General features: G+C 69.2%; 22 protein-coding genes. 8 read left to right on the forward strand and 14 right to left on the reverse strand.

What is annotated here, in order from left to right; genetic code table 11:
- Both BB334_RS18920 and BB334_RS14895 read left to right on the forward strand, forming a co-directional pair.
- The coding region (locus tag BB334_RS18920; protein WP_158014424.1) for an Hsp20 family protein at window positions 1-117 on the forward strand (117 nt) is incomplete at its 5' end.
- 12 nt (window positions 118-129) lie between these two features.
- A complete protein-coding gene (locus BB334_RS14895; RefSeq protein WP_068809275.1) occupies window positions 130-513 on the forward strand; it encodes an Hsp20/alpha crystallin family protein in 384 nt (127 codons plus the stop codon).
- A gap of 124 nt (window positions 514-637) precedes the next feature.
- On the opposite strand, the gene BB334_RS14900 is transcribed toward BB334_RS14895, so the two are convergent.
- Window positions 638-991, reverse strand: a complete 354-nt coding sequence (locus BB334_RS14900) for a DUF1840 domain-containing protein (protein WP_068809276.1) — start codon at window positions 989-991, stop codon at window positions 638-640.
- Between the two features lie 11 nt (window positions 992-1002).
- Window positions 1003-1560, reverse strand: a complete 558-nt coding sequence (locus tag BB334_RS14905; protein ID WP_068809277.1) for a hypoxanthine-guanine phosphoribosyltransferase — start codon at window positions 1558-1560, stop codon at window positions 1003-1005.
- A gap of 165 nt (window positions 1561-1725) precedes the next feature.
- Here BB334_RS14905 and upp point away from each other — a divergent pair, with 165 nt between their 5' ends.
- Window positions 1726-2358, forward strand: coding sequence for a uracil phosphoribosyltransferase (upp, locus tag BB334_RS14910; protein ID WP_068809278.1), 633 nt, complete (start codon window positions 1726-1728; stop codon window positions 2356-2358).
- A gap of 20 nt (window positions 2359-2378) precedes the next feature.
- Window positions 2379-3626 carry a uracil-xanthine permease family protein gene (locus BB334_RS14915; protein ID WP_068809279.1) on the forward strand — a complete coding sequence of 416 codons (1248 nt, stop codon included), beginning with the start codon at window positions 2379-2381 and terminating at the stop codon, window positions 3624-3626.
- Here the strand turns inward: BB334_RS14915 and BB334_RS14920 are convergent.
- The 12 genes from BB334_RS14920 to BB334_RS14975 all read right to left on the reverse strand — a co-directional run bounded on the left by BB334_RS14920 (window position 3559) and on the right by BB334_RS14975 (window position 11120).
- Window positions 3559-3960 (reverse strand): YqjK family protein, encoded by a 402-nt coding sequence (locus BB334_RS14920; protein WP_068809280.1) that lies wholly within the window; start codon window positions 3958-3960, stop codon window positions 3559-3561. The two genes, BB334_RS14915 and BB334_RS14920, sit on opposite strands and share 68 nt — an antisense overlap.
- A 16-nt stretch (window positions 3961-3976) precedes the next feature.
- On the reverse strand, window positions 3977-4357 hold the full coding sequence (locus BB334_RS14925) for a phage holin family protein (protein ID WP_088179199.1): 381 nt from the start codon (window positions 4355-4357) through the stop codon (window positions 3977-3979).
- A 10-nt stretch (window positions 4358-4367) separates the two neighbouring features.
- Window positions 4368-4679, reverse strand: a complete 312-nt coding sequence (locus tag BB334_RS14930) for a DUF883 family protein (RefSeq protein WP_068809282.1) — start codon at window positions 4677-4679, stop codon at window positions 4368-4370.
- Window positions 4680-4813: 134 nt separating this feature from the next.
- Window positions 4814-5302, reverse strand: coding sequence for a nitrous oxide reductase accessory protein NosL (locus BB334_RS14935; RefSeq protein ID WP_068809283.1), 489 nt, complete (start codon window positions 5300-5302; stop codon window positions 4814-4816).
- Entirely contained in the window at window positions 5299-5910 is a 612-nt protein-coding gene (locus BB334_RS14940; RefSeq protein ID WP_068809284.1) for a nitrous oxide reductase accessory protein NosL, read from the reverse strand. Before BB334_RS14940 ends, BB334_RS14935 begins: the two co-directional genes overlap by 4 nt.
- A 92-nt stretch (window positions 5911-6002) precedes the next feature.
- Complete coding sequence (locus BB334_RS14945) at window positions 6003-6515, reverse strand: TlpA family protein disulfide reductase (RefSeq protein ID WP_068809285.1); 513 nt, start codon at window positions 6513-6515, stop codon at window positions 6003-6005.
- A gap of 11 nt (window positions 6516-6526) precedes the next feature.
- Window positions 6527-7537, reverse strand: a complete 1011-nt coding sequence (locus BB334_RS14950; protein ID WP_068809286.1) for a hypothetical protein — start codon at window positions 7535-7537, stop codon at window positions 6527-6529.
- Entirely contained in the window at window positions 7534-8232 is a 699-nt protein-coding gene (locus BB334_RS14955) for an ABC transporter ATP-binding protein (protein WP_068809287.1), read from the reverse strand. The genes BB334_RS14950 and BB334_RS14955 overlap by 4 nt, the downstream gene beginning before the upstream one ends.
- Window positions 8233-8236: 4 nt before the next feature.
- A complete protein-coding gene (locus tag BB334_RS14960; protein WP_068809288.1) occupies window positions 8237-9373 on the reverse strand; it encodes an ABC transporter permease in 1137 nt (378 codons plus the stop codon).
- On the reverse strand, window positions 9336-9665 hold the full coding sequence (locus BB334_RS14965; protein ID WP_068809289.1) for a hypothetical protein: 330 nt from the start codon (window positions 9663-9665) through the stop codon (window positions 9336-9338). The genes BB334_RS14960 and BB334_RS14965 overlap by 38 nt, the downstream gene beginning before the upstream one ends.
- 56 nt (window positions 9666-9721) lie before the next feature.
- Window positions 9722-10216, reverse strand: a complete 495-nt coding sequence (locus BB334_RS14970; RefSeq protein WP_068809290.1) for a hypothetical protein — start codon at window positions 10214-10216, stop codon at window positions 9722-9724.
- Between the two features lie 121 nt (window positions 10217-10337).
- The gene (locus BB334_RS14975) at window positions 10338-11120 is read right to left on the reverse strand and encodes an exodeoxyribonuclease III (RefSeq protein ID WP_068809291.1); all 783 of its coding nucleotides are present in this window, start codon (window positions 11118-11120) and stop codon (window positions 10338-10340) included.
- A gap of 35 nt (window positions 11121-11155) precedes the next feature.
- On the opposite strand from BB334_RS14975, the gene pyrE reads away from it, so the two are divergent.
- Genes pyrE through BB334_RS14995 form a run of 4 tightly spaced genes read left to right on the forward strand, consistent with a single transcriptional unit; the run spans window position 11156 to window position 15321 of the window.
- The gene (pyrE, locus tag BB334_RS14980) at window positions 11156-11803 is read left to right on the forward strand and encodes an orotate phosphoribosyltransferase (protein ID WP_068809292.1); all 648 of its coding nucleotides are present in this window, start codon (window positions 11156-11158) and stop codon (window positions 11801-11803) included.
- On the forward strand, window positions 11781-12419 hold the full coding sequence (locus tag BB334_RS14985) for a hypothetical protein (protein WP_068809293.1): 639 nt from the start codon (window positions 11781-11783) through the stop codon (window positions 12417-12419). Before pyrE ends, BB334_RS14985 begins: the two co-directional genes overlap by 23 nt.
- 35 nt (window positions 12420-12454) lie before the next feature.
- Complete coding sequence (locus tag BB334_RS14990; protein WP_083200450.1) at window positions 12455-14530, forward strand: molybdopterin-containing oxidoreductase family protein; 2076 nt, start codon at window positions 12455-12457, stop codon at window positions 14528-14530.
- Between the two features lie 11 nt (window positions 14531-14541).
- A complete protein-coding gene (locus BB334_RS14995; RefSeq protein WP_068809294.1) occupies window positions 14542-15321 on the forward strand; it encodes an NAD-dependent deacylase in 780 nt (259 codons plus the stop codon).

The following is a 15321-nucleotide window of genomic DNA, read 5'->3' on the forward strand; positions in this document are numbered from 1 at the left end:
ACCCTGCCCGACGATGTCGACGCCAACGCCGCCGCCGCGCGCTACCGCGACGGCGTGCTCCACATCAGCATCCCGCGCCGCGAGGCCGTCCAGCCCCGCCGCATCGCGATCGAATAAGGAGGACGGAACATGAGCGAACAGGACAAGGCGGTCGCCAGGAGCGCAGAAACCCGTGCCGACGAGGCGGCGCTGACGCCCGCGGTCGATGTCTTCGAGGACGCCGGCGGCATTACCGTCTACGCCGACCTGCCCGGCGTGCCCAAGGACAAGCTGCAGCTGCAGATCGAGGCCGAGACGCTGACGATCGAGGGCGAGATCGTGCAGGAGCTGCCCGAGGGCATGGAGGCCACCCACGCGGAGATCGCCCTGCCACGTTATCGGCGGGTGTTCACGCTGTCGAAGGAGCTCGACACCGAAAAGGTGGTCGCGCGCTTCGACAAGGGCGTGCTCGAGCTGCGCATTCCGAAGGCCGCGCACCTGCAGCCGCGCAGGATCGAAGTGCAGGTGGAGTGAGCCGCCGCCCGCCACAGGCAGCGTAGGAGCGCGCCCCCGTGCGCGACAGCGGCGGTGGCGCGGTCGACGACGGCTGCTATCGCCCTGGGGGCAGGGCTCCTACGGGGGGCGCGGAGACGGAGGCTCAGGTGCCCCAAATGACCGGGACTTCCTCGCGCTGCGCGGCCTCGAGCATCTCGAGCAGGGGCCAGGCGCGCTGAGCGAGGCTGACCGGCGCGGCCATGCCGGTGCGGCCGGCTTCGCGATCGGCTTCGCTCTCCTCCGCGTCCTCCTCGCGTTGTTTGTCGCGCTCGGCCTGGCGTGCGCGGTCTTCCTCGATCGCCGCGCGCAGCAGGGCGATCGCGTTGGGCAGCTGGGGCACGGTGACGATGCCCTTGGTGTCCTCGGGGTCCTTTCCGATGATGGCGAGCAGCTTCTTGGCGGCGTCGCCGAGCAGCAGGAGGTCGCCGCTGGCGTCCGATCTGAAGGTGAACAGCATCGCTTCTCTCCTTAAAGTCCCTTGACCGCGTAGATGCCAGGCGCGTTGCGCCAGTAGCCCATGTAGTCCATGCCGCAACCGAACAGGAAGCGGTCGGGGATGTCGAGCCCGCTGAAGTCGGCACGCATGCCGGGACGGGCCTTGCGTTCGTGCAGCTTGTGCACCAGCACCGCCGACAACACCTCGGCCGCGCCCTCCGCCTGCAGGTGCTCGATGATCGCCGCCAGAGTGTGGCCCTCATCGAGGATGTCGTCCAGCACCAGCACCGTGCGGCCCCGCAGGTCCTGGGTCGGACGTACGCGCCAGTCGAGCTGCTTGCCCTGCAGGGCGTGGCCGTAGCGGGTGGCATGCAGGTAGGCGATCTCGAGCGGAAAGGGCAGGCGCGGCAGCAGTCGCCCGGCGAAGATCAGACCGCCGTTCATCACCGCATAGACCAGCGGGTTGCGGTTCGCGAGGCGCGCGCTGATCTCGCCCGCCATGCGGTCGAGCGCGGCCTCGACCTGCTGCTCGTCGGCAAGGCAGTCGGCTTCTTCGCGGGCGCGGCGGATCTTTTCCAGGTCTGTGCTCATGTCGGGTGCGGTGGCTGGCAGGGGATTGGGCCCTCGCATTCTAGCGCGTGGCACCCGTCGTCGGCGGCCCCGGCGGGCCTGCGTACTCGCGCGCAGCGGCATGCTTGTGCGAGTCACGACGGAGGGGTAAAAGGAGACGGTTTGTTCAGCCCGCCCGGAGCCTCCATGCCCATCCACGAAATCCGCCATCCGCTGGTGCGCCACAAGATCGGCCTGATGCGCGACGGCGACATCAGCACCAAGAAGTTCCGCGAGCTCACCGCGGAACTCGCCCGCCTGCTCGCCTACGAGGCTTGCCAGGACTTTCCGCTCGAGGCGGTCACGATCGAGGGCTGGGCCGGGGCGGTGGAGGTCGAGCGCATCAAGGGCAAGAAGGTCACCGTGGTGCCCATCCTGCGCGCCGGGCTGGGCATGCTCGACGGCGTGCTCGACATGATGCCGAGCGCGAAGGTGAGCGTGGTCGGCATCGCGCGCGACGAGGAAACGCTGTTGCCCGCGCCCTACTTCGAGAAATTCGTCGGCCAGCTCGACGAGCGCATGGCGCTGATCATCGACCCGATGCTGGCGACCGGCGGCTCGATGGTGGCGACGGTGGACATGCTCAAGCGCAAGGGCTGCGCCCACGTGCGGGCGCTGGTGCTGGTGGCGGCGCCCGAGGGCATCGCGCTGATGGCGGACAGGCATCCCGACGTCGATATCTACACCGCGAGCATCGACAGCCACCTGGACGCGCACGGCTACATCATCCCCGGCCTCGGCGACGCCGGCGACAAGATCTTCGGCACCCGCCACAACTGATCGAAGGGCGGAGAGTCCTGATGCGCGAGCTTCCCGTCCAGCCTGCCGAACCGCTGTGGCGGCAGGCGATTTCCGGTGCCCAGATCCTGTTCGTCGCCTTCGGCGCGCTGGTGCTGGTGCCCCTGCTCACCGGCCTGAGTCCGGCGCTGGCCCTGCTCGGTGCGGGGGTCGGCACCCTGCTGTTCCAGCTCATCACCGGACGCCAGGTGCCGATCTTCCTCGGCTCAAGCTTCGCCTTCATCGCGCCGATCATCTTCAGCATCCAGACCTGGGGCGTGCCGGCGACGATGGGTGCGCTCGCCTGCGTGTCGCTGATGTACTTCGTCTTCGCCGGCCTGGTGTGGAAGCACGGCGCCGACATCGTGCATCGCTACATGCCGCCGGTGGTGGTGGGGCCGATCATCATGATCATCGGCCTGTCGCTCGCGGCGGTGGGGGTGAACATGGCGATGGGACGCAGCGGCGACGGCAGGGTCGAACTCGTGCCTTACGCCACGGCGCTCACCGTGGCGGGGATTTCCTTCGGCACCACGGTGCTGGTCGCGGTGTTCGCGCGCGGCTTCCTGAAGCTGGTGCCGATCCTGTGCGGGGTGGGGGCGGGCTACCTGGCGGCGGTACTCTTCGGGCTGGTGGATTTTGCTGCGGTCGGTGCGGCGCCGTGGTTCGTGCTGCCGCAATTCGTGACCCCCAGTTTCGAGCTGGCGGCGATCCTCTTCATGCTGCCGGTGGCACTGGCGCCGGCGATCGAGCACGTCGGCGACGTGCTGGCGATCGGCGGGGTGACAGGCAAGGACTACACCGAGAAGCCCGGTCTGCACCGCACCCTCGCCGGCGACGGCGCCGGCGTGCTGTTCGCCGGCCTGATCGGGGGGCCTCCGATCACCACCTATTCAGAGGTCACCGGTGCGGTGACCCTGACCAAGAACTACAACCCGGCGATCATGACCTGGGCGGCGGTACTCGCGGTGATCCTCGCCTTCTTCGGCAAGTTCAACGCGCTGCTGGCCTCGATCCCGGTGCCGGTGATGGGCGGCATCATGATGCTGATGTTCGGCTCGGTGGCGAGCGTGGGCCTGAACACGCTGATCAAGGCGCGGGTCGACCTCGAGGAGCCGCGCAACCTGGTGATCGTGTCCTCGGTGCTGGTGATGGGGATCGGCGGGCTGGCGCTCAACTTCGACGGCCTGACCCTGCAGGGTGTCAGCCTGTGCGGCGTGGTCGCCGTCTTGCTGAACCTGCTGCTGCCGAAGGCTCGAGCCGGCGCCTGATCAGCGCGATCAGCCCGCGCAGCAGCGGCACCGCGGTGGTCAGCAGCGCCGGAACGCGCCCGCCGCGCGCCTGGCGCAACAGCAGCCAGCCCAGCCAGGTGCGCTTGGCCAGCCGCAGCGTGAGCTTCGGCTTTGCCGCCAGCACGACGAGCAGGGCGACCGACAGCAGCGGGATCTTCTCCTTTGCCCAGGCGAGGTGTTCGCGTACCGAGTCGACCCGGTCGAGTGCGCCGTCGATGCCGGCGAGCCGGCGGCTCATGTCGACGCGCTGCACATCGGCGCGCATCAGCAGCTGCTGCTTGCGCAGGACGAGATCGATCTGCCGTGAGGCCATGCGTGCGTCCTCGCCTTCAGTGAGGTTTGCGCAAGGCTTCGCGGTCGCGCCCGAATTCGGCGAGGCTGGCGGCGAACAGCCGGGTGCCGCTGCGGAAGGCGCGTGCCGCATTGCTCGCAGCGAGCAAACCGCCGCCGAGGCAGACCGCGGTCGAAATGCCGAGCGCGAGCAGGCGATGTTCTTCCCAGTACAGCACCGTGAGGAAGATCATCAGGAAGATCAGCCCGAAGCCGAGCAACAGGCCGGCGAGCACGGTGTTCAGTGCGAGGCCGGTGAGGCGGAGCTTTTCTTCCTGGAACTCGACCGCGAAAAGCTCCAGCCGCGTCTGTACCGTCGCCAGCCCGGCATCGAGGATGCCGTGCAGGCTCTCGGACAGGCGCGGCCGGGGTTCTTCCATGCTCATCGGATCAGCGGCGGCTGACCAGCAGTCCGAGCAGGAAGGCGACGCCGGCGGCGACGCCGAGGGACTGCCAGGGGTTCTCATGGACATAGTCGTCGGTGACGCGAACCGCCTTCTTGCCCGAATCGACGATGGCGCCTTCGGCGTCGGTCAGGCGTTCCTTGGCGACCGCCATGCGCTGGCCGATGCGGGCGCGCAGGTCGCCGAGCTGTTCACCTTTCTGGTCGGCCGTGAGCTTGAGGAGTTCTTCCGCGTCCGTGATCAGCGACTTCAGGTCGCCGAGGAGCTTGTCTTTGGGGGGCTGGGTCATCGTGCTCATGGTCTGTCTCCAGTGGTTTTAGAAATCGACTGCGATCCAGGGACAGGCTAATCCCTGCTTGGACTAAAGGCAATGCGCCCGGCGTAAGCAGATGCGAACGCGGGGCGGTGCGCACCGGCGCTCCCTCGGCAGGCTCACTCGAAACGAGCGGCATCGAGCATCGCCGGGAGTTCCGCGCCGACCTCGTCGAAGCGCAGGACGCGCGCGCCCGCGTGTTCCTTCAGGAAATCGGCCGCGTCCTCCTCGGTCGCCAGCGGCACGAATTCGTGCCCCATCGGGCCGAGCACGTCCGAGCCGATGACGTACCAGGCACGCCTCGCGTCGATCGCCTGCAGGCCGTAGTACTCGGTCACCGAAACGCGCTCGATCTGGTCGCGGCTGTGGCCGGTCGCGTACTTCGCCGGATCGTGCCAGAACTTGAACATGTCCTTGGCGCCGTCGAAGAAGTGCGCATGACCATCCTCGTAGACGATCGTCGCCACCCAGTTCGGATACTTCGACACGAGCATGCCGCACACCGGACACAGATCCTTCGCGCCTGGCTCGGGCAGCTCGGCGGCCGGCGCCTGGGCGAGTGCGAGGCCCGTCCAGGTCGCGAAGACGAGTGCAAGAAGTGTCTTCATCCCCTGTTCTGCTGCTCCATCATCTTGCGCCGGCGCTCGGCGCGGTTCTTGCGGATGCGGGCGACGTCGCCCGCCATGTCGGTGTAGGCGGCCAGCAGCGCCTGGTCGAAGTCCACGATCTCACCGCCGTGGGCGGCCTGCGCGGCCTTGGCCGCATCAGCGTTGCCGTAGGCGACCTTGCTGCGCGCGGTCATCACGCCGGGCAGCTTGCTGCCGACCAGGTAGCTGGCCTTCTCCGCCTCGACCAGCGGCTTGGTGTCGCCCTCGGCGGCGTTGTCCCCTACCCACAAGGCCTTGGGGTCGCGATCGATGTTCAGCGCCAGGCTGATCGACGCACAGTGCAGCGAGCAGGTGCCGTCGGCGAGGTCGTCGGCGTAATGCACGACCATGCGCGAATGGTGGTACTGCTTGCGGTCCATGCCGCAGTAGGGGCATTTGGGGTACCTGGCGAGATCGTCCACCTGCGGCTGCGGATCGGGTGCGGTCCTGGGGGTGAACTGCGCCGGGGTGCCGTCGCCGGCACATCCTGGCTGGGCGCTGGCCTTGCCGGCCGTGGCGAGGCCGATGCTGGCGAGGACGGACATCTTGAGAGCGTTTCTGCGATCCATGGCGGTCTCCTCAGGCGTGCCGGCGACGACCGGCGTCTGGTACAGGAAGTGGTCTGCTGTTTCGACGACGTCGATGCCTGCGAGGCGCGCATTCAGCGTGCCCTGTCTCGAGCTTCGTCGGGCAGGATGCGCGCAAGCTGCGCGGCGAGGGCCTTGTCGTCGCCCCCGCCCATGATACGGCCGCCGATCCGCCCGGTGGGGTCGATGAAGAAGGTCACCGGCAGGTCCCTGACCCCGTATCGCCCTGCGATCGTATGCGCGGGGTCGAGCACGGCCGAATAGCCGACGCCGAGCCGGTCGATGAAGGCGGCTGCGATCGCACGGTCCTGGCCGACGTTCACCGCGACCACCTCGATCCCGGTAGCGGCATGCTCGCGCCGGGCGCGGTCGATGCGCTGCATGCTGTCCGGGCAGTAGCGGCACCATTCGGCCCAGAAGTCGAGGATCACCGGCCTGCCTGCGTAGTCGTCGGGGAAGCGACGTACGCTGCCGTCGAGGTACTCCGCCTCGAAGCGCGGTGCCGGGGCCCCGGTCCTCGGGCCGGCTTCGGGCGCGCTGCAGGCGGCGAGCACGATGCAGGCAAGCGCGGGCAGGAGGGGCTTCATCGGCAGCGGTCTCACCCGATCAGGATGAGGTTCGAGCGCAGCACCATGAAGCTGGCGACGGCGACGAACACCGCGAAGCCCGCGGCGGCGATCGCGGCCAGCCGCGCGCTGGCCCGTGGCGCGAGCGCGGCGAGGCTGGGACGGCGGGCGAACAGCGTCAGCACGCCGGCGGCCAGGCCGGCGGCAGTGGCGGCGAACAGCGGCAGGTAGAGTGCGTAGCCCTGGTAGTGATACTCCGGCTTGAGGATGCAGAAGGGGCAATGGTGGTTCGGGTGCTCGTAGATGTAGAGCGAGACGAAGGCGACCACACCGATGAGTGCGGCGAAGAAAGCGGCGACCGCGCTCGCGCCCACCGCGAACCCGCTCCAGCGCCGACGCCCGGCGGACTTCCAGTGCCAGAGCGCGATCAGGATCGCCGCGCCCAGCGTGACGTAAAAGAGGCCCATCGCACGCATCGGCGCCATCGCGCTCACCTCGCTCGCCACCGTGTCGGCCTCTTCGGAGAACAGGCTGCCGCAGCACGAGGTGATCACGTCGGCCTCGAGGCGGATGAAGTAGTTGAACTGCAGGTAGAGCACGAGCGCGGCGAGCGGCGCGTAGGCGAGCAACAGACCGTACTTGAACCGGGTGAGCGGATAGTCGCGGGCCTGGTTGTCGAGGCGGTTGATCGCCAGCCAGGTCGCGGCGAAGAAGAACAGCACGATCTGCGCGTACAGCGCGGGAAACCCGTATGCGTTGGCGTTGAGCGCGCCCACCGCGCACATCGCGCCGACGAACATCACCGACATCTTGTCCGCGTTGAACACGAACAGCAGCGTGGACAGGATCTGCAGCCCGCACACCAGCGCCACCATCATCGAGAACAGGTAGGTCAGGCGCTCGAGCTGCAACTGGCGCTCGCTGCCGCTGCCGAGGTCCCAGTGACGGATCAGCTGCACCGCGAAGGGCGAGGCGATCGCCAGCATGGCGAGGCTCAGCCCGGCGGCCAGCAGCAGGGCGATGATCGCGGGCTGGAAGATCATGGCGCCGCCCTGCGCGCATGCTGAACCTCGATGAGCAGGCCGTCGCGCAGCGAATACACCCGGTCGACCACCGCGGACTCGACCACCAGCGGGTCGTGGCTGGTGAGGATCACGGTGCGTCCACTCTCGGCCAGCCGGTGCAGGATGAGCAGGAATTCGGCCGACAGCTTGCTGTCGAGGTTGGCGGTGGGCTCGTCGGCGACCAGGATCTCGGGGTCGTTGATCAGCGCGCGGCAGATCGCCACCCGCTGCTGCTCGCCGCCGGAGAGCCACTCCACCTTCGCGTCGCGGCGGTGCGCGAGCTGCAGGTCGGCGAGCAGCGCTTCGGCGCGCGCCAGCAACTGCGCGCGCGGCGTGCCGCCGGGGTAGCCGGGCAGGATGATGTTCTCGACCGCCGACAGGCCGCGGATGAGGTTGAACTGCTGGAAGATGAAGCCGAAGGTGCGGCGCCGGATCTCGGTCAGGAAACGCTCGGGCAGCCCGGAGATGTCCTCGCGGTTCAGGCGCACGCGGCCCTCGGTGGGGCGGGCGAGGCAGCCGAGGATGGTGAGCAGCGTGGTCTTGCCCGAGCCCGAGGGGCCCTTGAGCACGCTCACCTGCGCCGGCGGGATCTCGAGGTCGATGCCCTTCAGCGCCCAATACTCGTTGTGCTGGCCCTGGTTGAAGACCTTGCGGATGTTGGCGAGTTCGAGCATCGCGTCAGCTCCGCATCACGGTGTCAGGGTCGGTGGTCGCCGCGCGCCAGATCGGCACCAGGGTGGCCGCGGTGTAGGGCAGCACGGTGAACACGAACAGCGTCGCCACCTGCAGGCCGTCGATCTGCGGCGTGAGCGCAAAGCTCGGGTAGAGCACCGCCCAGCCCTTGAGCACCGGCGCGAACAGCGTGAACTCGAAGTGGAACACATGCAGGTAGGCGGTGACGTAGCCGATCAGGAAGGCGAGCAGCGAGACCAGGAAGCCTTCCCAGAACTTCATCGCGATGACGTCGCCGGTTTCCCAGCCGATCGCCTTGAGGATGCCGATCTCGCGCTTTTCCTCCGCCGAAAGCCCCGCGGCCTTTTCCCAGGCGAAGATGCCGAAGGCGAGGATGGCGGCCGACAGCAGCGCCAGCATCATGCCCTCGCGCCAGTCGAAGATCGAGGCGTAGGTGCGCAGCACCTCCTCGCGCAGGATCGGACGCGAATCGGGCAGGGCGTCGAGCAGCTTCACGCCGACGTTGCGCACCTCGAGCGGGTTGGCGACCCACAGCGCGACGTCGGTGTAGTGGCCCGCCGGGTAGGCGAAGAAGCGGCGGAAGTCGGCTTCGTTCATCAGCACGAGGTCGGCACTCACCAGCTCCGACTCGTGCGGCAACACCTCGGCGGCGATGAAGGTGTGCAGTTCGCCGGAATAGGAACGGAAGGAGATGCCGTTGCCCTCCGACAGCCCGCGCGTGCGCTCGAGCGCCGGACCGACGACGATCTCGCCCGGGGCGATCTCGCGATCGGCCGCGACCATGAAGGTGTAGTTGGCCTTCAGCACGCTGTCGTAGTAGTAGCCCCACAGCCGCCCTTCGATCTTCTGCACGCCGCGGATGCGGCCGATGCGCTCGACGTAGCCCGGCGGAACCAGGTCGTGGCGGCCGGCGATCAGGCGCTGCAGCACGATCTCGGGGGTGCCGGCAAGAATCCGCGTGGCCTCGTTGCGCAGGGCATGGGTGTACAGCGAGACCGAGGCGAGCACGAACACCAGAAGGGTGTAGACGACCAGCAGGCCGAGGCTCTTGCCCTTGCGCCGCGCCAGTGACTGCGCGGTGAAGTCAATCAGATGGTGCTGCTTCTCGATCCAGGGCTTCATGTCGTTTCAGCAGGGCACGCGGCGGCGGTAGCAGCGAGCCGGAGGGAAAGTGCTCCAGGGCGACGGGGTGGTCCTGGAAGGGGGAATGCAGGTCGGCCTGCGACAGGTGGCGGGTGTATCGGGCCTCGGTGAACAGCACGGCGTCGGTCAGCCGAAGGCGGGTGACGAGTTCCTCGGTGCGCTTCAGTGCCGGCTCGTGCGCGCTGCGCAGGCGGGCCGCGTCGAGGAAGCTCAGCCCGAACAGCGCGGCGGCGAGCAGCGTGGCGCCGAGCACCCGATCGGCGGGCCTCATCGCTGCAGCCCTCGCAGGGCGGCGCGGACGGGCAGGGGCTGCGCGTGGCGCATCGCCTACTTGCCCCGCGCCAGGGTCTTGCGGCGCATTTCGGCGTAGCTCAGGCTGGGCGTATCGGGTCCGGGACCGCTGCTCGCGGCGAGGTCGTAGCGCATCGGCGAGCGCTTTGCGATGTAGGCGGCCTGTCGCGGATCCAGCCAGGTCATCTCGTTCCGCCCGGGGCTCTCGAAGGCCGCGACCCACATTCGCGTCGAGGCGTCGTCCATCCACGGAAAGCGGGCACGCTGTTCTTCGAGCCAGAAAACCAGGCAGCCGACATCGTCGAACTTGAAGGTGACGTCTTTCGGGCCGCCACGCAGCTCGGCGGCGAAGCGATGGTCGGCGATGCGCATGTTGCAGCGGACGCAGGCGTCGCGATCCCAGGCGATCGGCTTCATGCCCTCCGGCCAGCTTTCGCTCGCACAGCCGGCGAGGGTCGCCGCGAGCGGAGTGAGCAGCAGGCCCGCTACCCCGACCTGGCCGATGAAGCGACGTTTGCGAGTGTTGCACATGGTCCGTTCCCGACCGGGTGAGGGCCGTTGCCGCCGGGGTTCGCCGGCGGCGGCGTGCCGATCCTGTTTGCGGAATGATACCAACGAAGCGCCGCTGGCGCGCTTCGCGCGCTGCGCCAGTCTACAGCGCCCAGTCGTAATCCACCGTGAGCGGGGCATGGTCGGAGAAGCGCTGCGCCTTGTACACGCTGCATTCGCGCGCGCTCGCCGCGATGCCCGGGGTGGCGATCTGGTAGTCGAGCCGCCAGCCGACGTTCTTCGCCCACGCCTGGCCGCGGTTGGACCACCACGTGTAGCAGGCGTCGGTGGCATCCGGGTAAACATTGCGATAGACGTCGATCCAGCCCTGCTCGTCGAACAGCCGGCTCAGCCAGGCGCGCTCCTCGGGCAGGAAGCCGGAATTCTTCTGGTTCGACTTCCAGTTCTTCAGGTCGGCCTCGCGGTGGGCGATGTTCCAGTCGCCGCACACCACCACCTCCTGGCCGCTCTGGTAGAGCAGGTCCATGTGCGGCAGGAAGCGGTCCATGAAGTCGAACTTCACCTTGAGGCGCACTTCCGAGCTCGAGCCCGAGGGCAGGTAGAGCGAGATCACCGACAGCTTGCCGAAGTCGAGCTGGAGGAAGCGGCCCTCGGCGTCGATGTCGGCGATGCCGAGGCCCTCGACGACGCGGTCGGGGGTGTGCCGGCTGTAGATGCCGACGCCGCTGTAGCCCTTCTTTTCGGCGTGATGGAACCAGCCCTGCATGCCGGCGGGCGCGCGCATCGACTCGCTGAGGTCGCCGGCCTGGGCCTTGAGTTCCTGCAGGCACACGATGTCGGCCTGTTGCGCCGACAGCCAGTCGAGGAAGCCCTTGCTGGTGGCCGAGCGGATGCCGTTGAGGTTGAGGGAGATGATGCGTAACATTGCTGGATTGCAGACTTTGGCGGTGCAAAAGGATCGTGGATTTTAGCCGGGATTTCATCGACCTCGCGTGTCGCAAGGGCGTGCTGCGCTTCGGCGCCTTCGTCACCAAGGCGGGGCGCAACTCGCCGTATTTCTTCAACGCCGGGCTGTTCGACGACGGCGCCTCGTTCCGCGCGCTGTGCGGCTTCTACGCGCGCACGATCCGCGCGTCCGGCATCGCCTGCGACATGCTGTTCGGCCCCGCCTACAAGGGCATCCCGCTGGTCGCCGGCACTGCGGTCCGGCTCGCGGAGGAGGGGATCAACCTGCCCTTCGCGTTCAACCGCAAGGAAGCCAAGGATCATGGCGAGGGCGGCACGCTGATCGGCGCGCCGCTCGCGGGGCGGGTGTTGATCCTCGACGACGTGATCTCGGCGGGCACCTCGGTGCGCGAGTCGGTGGAGATCATCCGTGCCGCAGGCGCGACGCCGGCCGGCGTGGTCATCGCGCTCGACCGCATGGAGCGCGGCAAGGGCGCGCTGTCAGCGGTGCAGGAGGTCAACGAGACCTACGGCATCCCGGTGGTGGCAGTGGCGAATCTGGAAGACCTGATCGGCTTCCTCGCCGACAGCCCGGAGCTGGCGGCAAACCTCGATGCGGTGAAGGCTTACCGTGCCACCTATGGCATCGCGTCGGCTCGTTGAATTCGCCTGTGCGTTCGCGCTGCTCGCGCCGCTGTCCGCGGCGGCGCAGTCGGGGCATACGGTGTTCTGCTGCGAGGTCAATGGTCGCCCAGTGTGCGCCGACATCCTGCCCGCGGTCTGCTACGGCAAGGCCTATCGCGAGATGGGGCCGACCGGCACGGTGCGCCGCTACGTTCCGGCGCCGCTGACCGCCGACGAGCGCGCCCGCCGCGACGCCCAGATCGAACGCCAGCGGGTGGCGGCGGAGACGGTGCGCAAGCAGCGCCGTCTCGACCAGGCGCTGCTCGAGACCTACCAGGACGCCGACGACATCGAGCGCCGGCGCGAGCGGGAGCTCGGCGACATCGACCGCAGTATCGAGGAATTGCGGGCGCGCGAAACCACCCTGGTCGAGCGCCAGCGCACCCTGCTCGAGGAGGCCGGCGCACGCGACGGCGAGCGGCTGCCGCAGGCCCTGCTCGACGACATCCGCAACACCGAGGGCGAGATCGAGGCGCAGCGCAGCGTGATAAACGCCAAGCTGCGCGAGCGCGGCCAGGTGCGCACCCGTTTCGACGAGGCGCGCAGGCGCTATCTCGAGCTCACCGCGCCCGAACGGGCCGCCGGCCGCCGCTGAGCGGGCCGCGGCAGCGGCCGAACCGGAGCGATGCGATGAGCACAGAAGAAGGGCGCGTGGTGCGCGCCGCCTGCGGCCACGACTGCCCCGACACCTGCGCGATGGAAGTCACCGTGCGCGACGGGCGTGCGGTGAAGCTGCGCGGCGCGCCCGACATGCCGTTCACCAATGGCGCGCTGTGCACCAAGGTCGCGCACTACCTCGAGCGGGTGTATTCCGACCAGCGCCTGCGTCATCCGATGAAGCGCGTCGGCCGCAAGGGCGAGGGCCGTTTCGAGCGCATTTCCTGGGAGGAGGCGCTCGACACCATCGCCGCGCGCTTCGGCGCGATCGCCGCCGACGACCCGCGCGCGATCCTGCCCTACAGCTATGCCGGCACGATGGGCCTGGTGCAGGGCGAGAGCCTCGACCGCCGCTTCTTCCACCGCCTCGGCGCGTCCTTCCTCGACCGCACGATCTGCGCCTCGGCCGGCGCCACCGGCTGGCGCGCGACGGTGGGCGCGTCGATCGGCACCGACCCGGAGGCGGTGGTCGATGCGAAGCTGATCCTGATCTGGGGCGCGAACCCGGTGGTGTCCAACGTGCACGGCTGGCGCTACCTGCAGGAGGCGAAACGGCGCGGCGCCAGGCTGGTGTGCATCGATCCGCGCCGCAGCGAGACCGCGGCCAGGTGCGACCTGCATCTCGCGCCCTGGCCCGGCACCGACGGCGCGCTGGCGCTGGCGATGATGCAGGTGCTGATCGCCGAGGACCTGCTCGACCGCGACTACATCGCCCGCTACACGCTCGGCTTCGCCGCGCTCGCCGAGCGCGTGCGCGACTTCACCCCCGAGTGGGCGGCGCCGCTCACCGGCCTGCCCGCCGACGCGATCCGCGGCCTCGCGCGCGAATACGGCGTCGCCAGCCCCTCGCTGATCCGGCTCAATTACGGGCTCAACCGCTGCGCCGGCGGCGGCATGGCGGTGCGCAACATCGCCTGCCTGCCGGCGCTGACCGGCGCCTGGCGTCACCCGGCGGGCGGCGCGCTGCTATCGACCTCCGGCAACTTCCCGGTCGACCAGCGCGCGCTGCAGCGGCCCGAGCTCTATCCGCACGCGGACGGGCGGCGGCCGCGCACGATCAACATGGCCTTCATCGGCGAGGCCCTGCTCGAGGCGACCGCCCCGCCGATCCGCGCGATCCACATCTACAACGCGAACCCGGTCGCGGTGGCGCCCGACGGCAACCGGGTGCGCGCCGGCTTCGCGCGCGAGGATCTGTTCTGCGTGGTGCACGAACTGTTCCAGACCGATACCGCCGACTACGCCGACATCCTGCTGCCGGCCACCAGCCAGCTCGAGCATCGCGACGTGCATTCCACCTACGGCCACCTGTACGCGGTCGCCAACTTCCCGGCGATCGCCCCGCTCGCCGAGGCGAAGTCGAACACCGAGGTGTTCCGCCTGCTCGCCGCGCGCATGGGCTTCACCGAGCCGGCGCTGTTCGAGTCCGACGACGCGCTCGCCGCGGCCGCCTTCCGGCTGAGCGACCGGCGTGCGCTCGGCCTCGGCCCGGCGGCGCTGGCCGCGCGCGGCTGGGCGCGTCTCGACCTGCCGCAGCGCGTCGCGCCTTTCGCCGAGGGCGGTTTTCCGACGCCGTCGGGCAGATGCGAGTTCCGCTCCAGCCTGCTCGCGCAGATGGGGCTGGACCCCTTGCCCGCCTGGCATCCACCGGCCGAATCGCCGGTGAGCAACCCGGCGCTTGCCGCACGTTACCCGCTCGCGCTGATCACGCCGCCGGCGCGCAACTTCCTCAATTCCAGCTTCGCCAACCTGCCGCGCTTCCTCGCCGGCGAGGGCGGCCCCCGCCTGCAGATGCATCCGCAGGACGCCGCCGCGCGCGGCCTGGCCGGGGGCGAGCGGGTGCGCATCCGCAACGACCGTGGCGACTTCCAAGCCCGGCTGGAAATCGACGAGGGCGTGCGCCCGGGGGTGGTGGTCAGCCCCTCGGTGTGGTGGCGCAAGCTCTCGGGCGACGGCAGCAACGCCAACGCGGTGACTTCGTCGGTCGCCACCGACATGGGCGGCGGGCCGACCTTCTATGATTGCCTGGTCGAGGTCGGCCGGGCGTGAGCGAGCACACGATGGACGAATTCATCCTGGCCGAGGCCGCGGCCGAGCTGGCCGGCGCGCGGCGCATCCTGTTCATTACCGGCGCCGGCCTGTCGGCGGATTCCGGGCTGCCGACCTATCGCGGCCTCGGTGGCCTCTACCACGACCGCCTGACCGAGGAGGGGCTGACGATCGAGCAGGCGCTGTCGGGCCGCACCCTTTCGCAGCGCCCCGACATCACCTGGAAGTACCTCGCCGAGATCGAGGCGAACTGCCGCGGCGCGCAGCCGAACGCCGCGCACCGGCTGATCGCCGCGCTCGAGCAGGAGAAGGATTCGGTGTGGGTGCTGACGCAGAATATCGACGGGCTGCACCGCGCCGCTGGCTCGCAGCACCTCATCGAGATCCATGGAACGATCCACCGCCTGCGCTGCACCGAGTGCGATCACGGTCGTGAGGTGCCCGACTTCGACGGTCTCGAGCTGCCGCCGGCCTGCCCGCGCTGCGGCGGCTTGCTGCGGCCCGACGTGGTGCTGTTCGGCGAGCACCTGTCGGCGCGCGAGATCGACCGTCTCGAGCACCTGCTCGAGACGGGGCTCGACCTGGTGGTGTCGATCGGCACCACCAGCGTGTTCCCCTACATCGCCGGCCCGGTGCTGTGGGCCGCCCAGCTCGGCATCCCGACGATCGAGATCAACCCCGGCGACACCGAGGTGAGCCGCTATGTCGACCTGCGCCTGTGCATGCGCGCGGCCGAGGCTCTGCCCGAGCTCTGGCGGCGCATGCACCCGCCGGAGCCGGCGGAGGGCTGA

Source organism: Thauera phenolivorans (assembly GCF_001696715.1).
GTDB classification, from domain to species: domain Bacteria; phylum Pseudomonadota; class Gammaproteobacteria; order Burkholderiales; family Rhodocyclaceae; genus Thauera; species Thauera phenolivorans.